The following is a 2907-nucleotide window of genomic DNA, read 5'->3' on the forward strand; positions in this document are numbered from 1 at the left end:
CACGTCCGCCCTGCTCGCTCCCGCGGCCTCCGCGGCCCCCGCGGGCCAGGAGGCGGACCGGGGTGTCGCCGCCACCGAGCGGGGCATCGGCCTGAACCTCGGTCTCAACCTGGGCGTCAACCTGGGCGGCTCGTCGTCCTACGAGCGCGGCGCGGTGCTCACCGGCGCCGCCGAGGTGCCCGGCCCCGGCGACCCGGACGGCTACGGCACCGCCAGGATCGAGGTCCGCGCCACCTCGGTCTGCGTGAAGCTGTCCACCCGCCGGATCGGCGAGGCGACCGCCGCGCACATCCACGCGGGCGCGACGGGCGAGTCCGGCCCGCCCGTGGTGACGCTGGAGGCGCCCACCGACGGCTACAGCTGGGACTGCGCGCGGATCAGCCTGGACCTGGCCTACGACCTGGTCGTGCACCCGCGCGACTTCTACGTGAACGTGCACACCGACGCGTTCCCGGACGGCGCCATCCGGGGCCAGCTCCGCTGGTAGTCGCGCTCACCGGGCGGGCGTCCCCTCGGCGCCCGCCCGGTCAGCGACCCCACCCGAACGCCCCGCCCGAACGCCCCGCCGGAGCCGCCCCGCAGCACCCGTGCTCAGAACCGCCCGATCGCCACGACCAGCGCCAGCACCGCGAGCACCGCGGCGGGCACGCTCCCCTTGACGTCGCCCTCCTTGAGGTGGACGCCGACCGCGATCACCATCGTGATCACCAGCCCGACCGCCGCGACGGGCGTCAGCACCGGCGCGATCCCGGTGGCCCACGGCAGCACCAGCCCGAGCCCGCCCAGCACCTCGACGGCGCCGACGCCCTTGACCTCCGCGTCCTTGCGGTGCTCGACCCAGCCCATCCCCTTCTCCAGCAGTTGCTGGCGCGGGGTGGCCAGCTTCATCCCGCCCGCGGCGACGAAGGCCACGGCGAGCAGGCCCTGGAGCACCCACAGCACGACGTTCACGAAAACCCCTCACGATGAGACTTGAAGTTTCAACTGCCACCATCTCATCTCATGTGAAATTTCAAGTCAAGTAGCATTCCCCCATGGCCGAACCGACCGCCGCCGAACAGCCCAACTGGCTCGACCCCCACCAGCTCCACGACTGGAAAGCGCTCGCCGGGGTCCTCGTCGCCCTGCCCAGCGCCCTGGAGAGCCAGCTCAGGCGCGACTCCGGCCTGTCCCTGTTCAGCTACCTGGTCATGGCGGGCCTGTCCGAGGCCCCCGACCGCTCCCTGCCGATGAGCGAGCTGGTCGCCTTCACCCAGGGCTCCGCCTCGCGCCTGTCGCACACCGTCACCCAGCTGGAGCGCCAGGGCTGGGTGACCAGGACCCCGAGCCCCGACAACGGCCGCGTCACCCTGGCCACCCTGACCGACGAGGGCCTGGCCAAGCTCGCCGACGCCGCCCCCGCTCACGTCACCGAGGTCCGCAAGCTCGTCGTCGACGTCCTGGGCCGCGACGAGCTGAGCGCCGTCGGCGCCGCCTGCCGCACCCTCCTCGACGCCCTCCTCGGCGTGGGCGGCTGCCCAGGCCGAACCCGCCCCGACCCGACCTGACCAACCCTCGAAGCCTGCCCCCGAAGCACGCCCTCGAAGCCCGCCCCCCAAGCCCCCCGCTACCCGGCAGCGACCCCGGTGACCCCGGTGACCCGCAGGAAGTCCAACTTCTCCGCGTCCACGCTCCCGGCCGCCGCGCTGTACACCACGATCTTCAGGTCCGCCCCCGGCACCGTGAGCACGTCGCAGTCCAGCACCACCTCGCCCACCGCCGGGTGCGCCACCACCTTCCGGTCGTGCGTGTGCTCGCCCACCGCCCCCGCCCGCCACAGCTCCGCGAACCGCTCGCTCCCCGCCAGGCACCGCCGCACCAGCTCGGCCAGCCCCCGGTCCGCCGGGTACCGCACCGTCGCCGCCCGCAGGTCCGCCACCAGCGCAGGCTCCAGCGTCAACGACCCCCGCCGCACCGGCAGCGACCCCAGGAACGCCGCCGCCACGATGTTCCGCTCCGCCGCGGGCAGCCGCAGCGGGTCGCCCAGCAGCGCCGCCCACAGCGGCGACCACGTCACCAGCGTCCAGTCCGCGCTGAACACCGCCACCGGCAGCTCCCCGAGCCGCGCCACCAGCCGCTGCACGCTCGGCGGCACGTGGCTGTCGATCACCCCGCTCGACGGCGGCGGCAGGTGCGCCAGCCGGTACAGGTGGTCCCGCTCCGCCGCCGCCAGCTGCAACGCCCGCGCCAGCGCCGCCACGACCTGCTCCGACGGGTTCCGCGCCCGCCCCTGCTCCAGCCGCACCAGGTAGTCCACGCTCAGCCCGGCCAGCGCCGACAGCTCCTCCCGCCGCAGCCCGCTCGCCCGCCGCGCCCCGGAGACCGGCAGCCCCACGTCCAGCGGCGAGAGCCGGTCCCGCCACCCGCGCAGCGCCTCGCCCAGCGCGTTCCCCGCCGAAGATCCCGTCACCGCACCAGTCTCGCCCACGGGCGCCCCCACGAGGGTGGTACCGCCGTTCCCACCGACCGGCGGGGCACTGGGCCCCGCCCTCCCCACCCCCGAACCTGGTGACACCACCACCGAACAGGGAGGCTCCGCCGTGGAGCGCAGCACCACCGTCATGACCGGGGCCAGCAGGGGCATCGGCCTCGTCGCCGCCCAGCACCTGCTCGCCACCGACCGCGACCGCAGGCTCGTGGTCCTCGGCCGGGTCCCCGCCGAGCTCGCGGGCCCCAGGGTCACCGCCATCCCCACCGACCTGTCCTCGCTGGCCGACGTGCACCGCGCCGCCACCGAGGTCACCGCGCTCCTGGACGCGGGCCTGCCGCCGCTGCGCGGCCTGATCGCCAACGCGGGCATCCAGCACGCCGACGCCCGCACCACCACCGTCGACGGCCACGAGGCCACCTTCGCGGTCAACGTCATCG

General features: G+C 75.0%; 5 protein-coding genes. 3 read left to right on the forward strand and 2 right to left on the reverse strand.

What is annotated here, in order from left to right:
• Positions 1 to 487, forward strand: a 487-nt coding sequence (locus tag ACTUAL_RS18430; protein WP_440901136.1) for a CHRD domain-containing protein, incomplete at its 5' end; no start/stop codon positions are given.
• Between the two features lie 104 nt (positions 488 to 591).
• Here the strand turns inward: ACTUAL_RS18430 and ACTUAL_RS18435 are convergent.
• Complete coding sequence (locus tag ACTUAL_RS18435) at positions 592 to 951, reverse strand: DoxX family protein (protein ID WP_096492873.1); 360 nt, start codon at positions 949 to 951, stop codon at positions 592 to 594.
• A gap of 83 nt (positions 952 to 1034) precedes the next feature.
• Between ACTUAL_RS18435 and ACTUAL_RS18440 the strand changes: the two genes are divergently transcribed.
• Entirely contained in the window at positions 1035 to 1547 is a 513-nt protein-coding gene (locus ACTUAL_RS18440; RefSeq protein ID WP_096492874.1) for a MarR family winged helix-turn-helix transcriptional regulator, read from the forward strand.
• A 59-nt stretch (positions 1548 to 1606) separates the two neighbouring features.
• Here the strand turns inward: ACTUAL_RS18440 and ACTUAL_RS18445 are convergent, their stop codons facing one another.
• Positions 1607 to 2449 carry a helix-turn-helix domain-containing protein gene (locus ACTUAL_RS18445; RefSeq protein WP_440901137.1) on the reverse strand — a complete coding sequence of 281 codons (843 nt, stop codon included), beginning with the start codon at positions 2447 to 2449 and terminating at the stop codon, positions 1607 to 1609.
• Between the two features lie 130 nt (positions 2450 to 2579).
• On the opposite strand from ACTUAL_RS18445, the gene ACTUAL_RS18450 reads away from it, so the two are divergent.
• On the forward strand, positions 2580 to 2907 hold a 328-nt coding region (locus ACTUAL_RS18450), incomplete at its 3' end, for an SDR family NAD(P)-dependent oxidoreductase (RefSeq protein WP_440901138.1).

It is taken from the genome of Actinosynnema sp. (assembly GCF_052038725.1).